Source organism: Acetobacter tropicalis (assembly GCF_030644465.1).
Taxonomy (GTDB): domain Bacteria; phylum Pseudomonadota; class Alphaproteobacteria; order Acetobacterales; family Acetobacteraceae; genus Acetobacter; species Acetobacter tropicalis.
The window spans coordinates 1-4214 of sequence record NZ_JAUYUW010000005.1 but is presented as its reverse complement, the minus strand read 5'-3'; the positions used below and the strand labels follow the sequence as shown (position 1 = coordinate 4214).

Genomic DNA, 4214 nt, shown 5'->3' with positions numbered 1-4214 from the left:
TGCGCCGGTCGATCCGTGCGGCCTCTCCTGCGGCTTCTAGGGCTGCATTGGCCTGCGTTTCCCATAGCGCCCGGACTTCCTCGACCAGAACCGCCCCTTTCTCGATGCCCTGCTTGCGCAACTGGGCGTCTGACTGCTCGGGCTGCGCCTTGTCTCCGAACACCAGAGCACCCGAAGCATCACGGCTGACTTGCCTGGTCGTAGTCAGAACATGGGCATGGTGGTTCCGCTCATCGCCTTCTCGCCCAGGGCGATGAATGGCGAAATCGACGGCCACCCCGAAACGCTCGGCAAGGGACCGGCTGAACTGCTCTGTGAGTTCGAGCCGCTGCGCGTCGGTCAGCTCGGCGGGAAGGGCAAGTACCCACTCACGGGCGGTGCGCGCATCCTTTCGCTTCTCGGCGGCTTCGGCTCCATTCCACAGGGTATTGCGTTCATAGCCCTGTCCGTCGGGTGTGATGATTCCGGTTGCTACAACACCACGCCGCCGCGTGTAATCGTGAGCATTGCCGGTCCGATCATCAACCAGAGACGCGCCGGACCGATACGCAGCGGCGGCGACAGCAGATCGCCCATCCTTCCGCGATATTGGTTTGGTTTCGGCGCGATACAGGGCCACGGTTCGGCTCCAAGGTGGGGTTAAGGGGAGGAACGTCCCTACGCAGGAATTGATTTATCAATTCGTAACTGCGCACTTCGTGCACTTCGTGATAAGGTTGCATACCTTGATGGGACGGATTTTGCAAAAATGGCTAAAACACTCGATCAGAAAATCGCCGATGCCGAAGCACGATTGGCTCGCCTACGTTTGGAAACAAGGAAGCAGGACACAGGCCGAAAGATCGTGCTTGGTGGTATCCTGCTTTCTGCTGCTGAACATGATCCCGCCATCCGGTCATGGCTTCTCAAACAAGTTGACGGTGACAAGCTGCGCAAAGTCGATGCTGAACGTCTCGCGCCGCTGATCGCCAAGTGGCGGAAAATGACATGACCCCCATCGAGCGCGCCCGCGCACTGCGTCGGGACTATGACGATCTGACGCGACATGCACAGGAATCCGGTCACTATTCCGCCCCACCGGCGGAGATGGTGGCCAGCCCGTCCCTACCCTCAGTCGATCACTGGCAGATCGTCCGGTTTCCGAACGTCGGACCAGTTCTGGCCGGATGGGTGCGGTCTCATCCAGTCCTCGGCCCATCTGACTGCTGGTTCATCTCAACACCGCTGGAACGCATCGACCCGGCCGGAAAATGGGCATGGTCGAAGAACCACCTGTTCCGGCTTCTCCGACCGGCTAACCCGCTCAAAGAGGCCGAACGGCTGGCTGGGACGCTCAACGGTCCTCGTGAAACCACGTTCACCCCCGTAGAGCGTCCCAAAGACTGGGATGAGGCAGAACCCTACGACCAGTCAGGGCTTGCGGCCTTCTAGGTGAGGCTCTGCCGGTTTCGCTTCCGCCTTACTTCATGCCTCTTGAGCAATTCCCCTCTCGCTCGGTTCTCCTGACCTTTCAGGTCCGGAGCGAGCGCAGAGCGGGAGCGCCGTAGGCCGCCGAAGGCGTCCGGACGAGTAACTTACCCACAAGCAACTGCGTTTTTTCTTGTTTTTATCTTGTTTTTAGTGCGATTTTCTCTTTGTTTTCATGTAGTTACACGCACTTAATCTGCCTTTTTTCCGGTTAACTCTGCCTTTTTTCCGGTTAACTCTGCCTTTTTTCCGGTGTAATCCACAACTCTGCCTTTGACCAATGATGGCAGAAATTGCATAATCTGCCGAATCATCCACACGGCAGAAATACCGGTATGTCGGCAGAATTAAAAACTAAAACCCGTAGAAAACTGGGGTCGAAGACAGCAGAAAAGGCCGTGACCAGCTATGATACCGCTGATCTTGACCGTCCTGCTGGTGAGCGATGGATCACCATGAGCAATGCGCTTACTCGGGCCGGTCATGGTCTCTCACTGTCTGAAAAGCGGATTGTGGCTATGGCCGCTGCGACGCTCGACAGCCGGAAGGCGCTAAAACCCGGTGAAGCACCGACAACCCGCATCAGCGCCGCCGATTATGCCGAGACATACGGCGTCGATCTGGATACGGCCTACGACCAGCTACAGGCCGCTGCGAAGGCACTCTACAACCGTTCGATCACCTTCTACGTTCCTGCCTACAGACGAAACGGCAAGCCACTTCCGCCAACACAAGTGCAGATGCGATGGGTCGGCGAAGCGCACTATCACAAGGGTGAAGGGTGGATCGAACTCTTCTGGTGGCACAAAGTCCTTCCCTACCTCACCGGCCTAAAGAAGAACTTCACCAGCTATCAGCTTCAACAGACCTCGGCTCTCCGCTCGATCTATTCATGGAAGCTGCTCGAACTCATGACCCAGTACGCTTCAACCGGCTGGATGGAGTTCACCATTGAGGATTTCGGCGCGTCTATGGACGCGACCGACAAGCAAAAAGCCGATTTTGCCGCCATCCGTCGAAAAATCATCGAACCAGCGGTGAGAGAACTGACTGAGAAAGACGGCTGGCTGATCGAATGGAAACCTATCAAAAAAGGCCGAAAGGTCGCCAAACTGCGCTTTGACTTCAAACGCAACCCGCAACCACGATTGCTCTGACCACCCGGACGCCCTTACGGGCGGCCTACGGCGCTCCCGCGCTGCGCTCGCTCCGGGTCTGCTCTGCTTTTTGCCGAAAAGTCTGCTTGCTCATGAAGCAAAGAGATTTTAGCGGCTAAAACTACCGTTTTCCGGTAGTATCTGAACTTGATTAAACGAAAGGAGCCGCATGATGAGCGAAGCACTCTCCCCCATCGTCTCCGAGTTCGAGACGGTCGAACAGGAAGCGGCCTATACCGCATGGCTTCAGGCCAAGGTTGCCGCCAGTCTGGCTGATCCGCGCCCGCCAATCCCGCACGATGAGATTGAGCGGCGCATGGCCGAACGGTTGGCCAAGCTGCGCAAACGCAAGGCTGCCTGATGCTGCCTATCGTCTGGACCGAAACCGCTGACGAAGACCTTGCAGGCATCACGGAATACATTGGCGAAAACAATATCGGCGCAGCGGAGCGGATGTGGCATCGGCTCCGTTCCTGCGTTCTGCCCTTATCGGCTCACCCCTACCTCTATCCGATCAGTGAGCGGGTTCCCGGTCTGCGCGAAATCGTCGCCCACCCGAATTACATCATCCTGTATCGGGTGACAGCAACCAGCGTTGAAATCATCAATGTGGTTCACGCCCGCCGCCAGTTCCCCAGTTAAATCCTCACATTCCGAACGATGGGCTGTCGTCCCAATCGTCCTCGAAATCGTCTCCCGGATCAGATGTACCGGAAGACGGGGGAGGCGGTTCAACCTTCTGCTTACGCTCCACAACCTGACTTTTCTGCCGCTGCGCCTCTTGTTCGAGGCGCTCCTTCCGTATGGCTTCGGCCTCTCGGTGGAGTCTCAAATCTTCCATCTGCCGGGCTTTGGCGCGTGCAGCGCGTTCTTCTGCAAGTTTGTCGTCACACTCCCGTTTGATGCCATCCAGTGCGAGAGAGCGATAACGCCAGCGATCATCTAATTTTGGGCTGTTCACCTCTGCCAGAAACCACTCCTTGAAGAGCTTTTTCGCAAGCTCCAAAGTAGCCCTAAGACCGGACAAAATACCGGAAGACCGCCGAATATTGGTTCGTGCCTGTTCCGCCTGTTCTTTCTTTTCCCGGATCTCTGGCGGGGGACGCAGGCGAGCAAAAAAGCCAACCCCTGCCGACCATTCTGCAATCGTCGCCTCGCACTCATCGCGCCAGTTTTCTGCGTAGGACAGGTCACGCTCTTCCTCGGAAATCCGCGCCTCCACCTCACGGATTTCCTTGGTTTTCTGCGCATATTCAAGGGTATCCTTCACGATCCCTCTGCGCACTCTGGCCTCACCCCCTGCCAGTTCTTCAGCCGCATGTTTGCGCAAGCCATCCAAGCGGTAAGGCTCACGAGCCGTGAGATACAAATTCCGTTCGGCAATGACAGCGGCTTTCTCTCGCTGCCGCTGCTTGCGCTCCGCCTGTAGGTCGATGATTTGCGCCGTCAGGGCTGCTTTCCGCTCGTTATCCTGCTCTATAGCCCTGTTGAGGTTGCCACCCTCTGTCCGCCGTCCACGACGCTCTAGGGCGGTCACAGAAGGCCCCAGATGGACTGTCGGCGTCCGGTCGATCCCACGAGCCTTCAGAC

At 57.2% G+C, this 4214-nt stretch carries 7 protein-coding genes; 5 read left to right on the top strand and 2 right to left on the bottom strand.

Annotated elements, in window-relative coordinates:
- On the bottom strand, window positions 1–619 hold a 619-nt coding region (mobQ, locus tag QWU00_RS16815; protein ID WP_304651061.1), incomplete at its 3' end, for a MobQ family relaxase.
- A 129-nt stretch (window positions 620–748) separates the two neighbouring features.
- On the opposite strand from mobQ, the gene QWU00_RS16810 reads away from it, so the two are divergent.
- The 5 genes from QWU00_RS16810 (at window position 749) to QWU00_RS16790 (ending at window position 3266) form a co-directional block, all read left to right on the top strand.
- Window positions 749–991: a hypothetical protein gene (locus QWU00_RS16810; protein WP_006115720.1), complete on the top strand. Its 243-nt coding sequence runs from the start codon at window positions 749–751 to the stop codon at window positions 989–991.
- Entirely contained in the window at window positions 988–1431 is a 444-nt protein-coding gene (locus QWU00_RS16805; protein ID WP_035378276.1) for a hypothetical protein, read from the top strand. The genes QWU00_RS16810 and QWU00_RS16805 overlap by 4 nt, the downstream gene beginning before the upstream one ends.
- Window positions 1432–1802: 371 nt before the next feature.
- Window positions 1803–2624, top strand: coding sequence for a replication initiation protein (locus QWU00_RS16800; RefSeq protein WP_197051008.1), 822 nt, complete (start codon window positions 1803–1805; stop codon window positions 2622–2624).
- 169 nt (window positions 2625–2793) lie between these two features.
- The gene (gene relB / locus QWU00_RS16795; protein WP_006115715.1) at window positions 2794–2985 is read left to right on the top strand and encodes a type II toxin-antitoxin system RelB family antitoxin; all 192 of its coding nucleotides are present in this window, start codon (window positions 2794–2796) and stop codon (window positions 2983–2985) included.
- Window positions 2985–3266, top strand: coding sequence for a type II toxin-antitoxin system RelE/ParE family toxin (locus QWU00_RS16790; RefSeq protein ID WP_006115717.1), 282 nt, complete (start codon window positions 2985–2987; stop codon window positions 3264–3266). The genes relB and QWU00_RS16790 overlap by 1 nt, the downstream gene beginning before the upstream one ends.
- 4 nt (window positions 3267–3270) lie before the next feature.
- Here QWU00_RS16790 and QWU00_RS16785 read toward each other — a convergent pair.
- A partial coding sequence (locus QWU00_RS16785) for a hypothetical protein (RefSeq protein ID WP_456304784.1) occupies window positions 3271–4214 on the bottom strand: 944 nt, incomplete at its 5' end.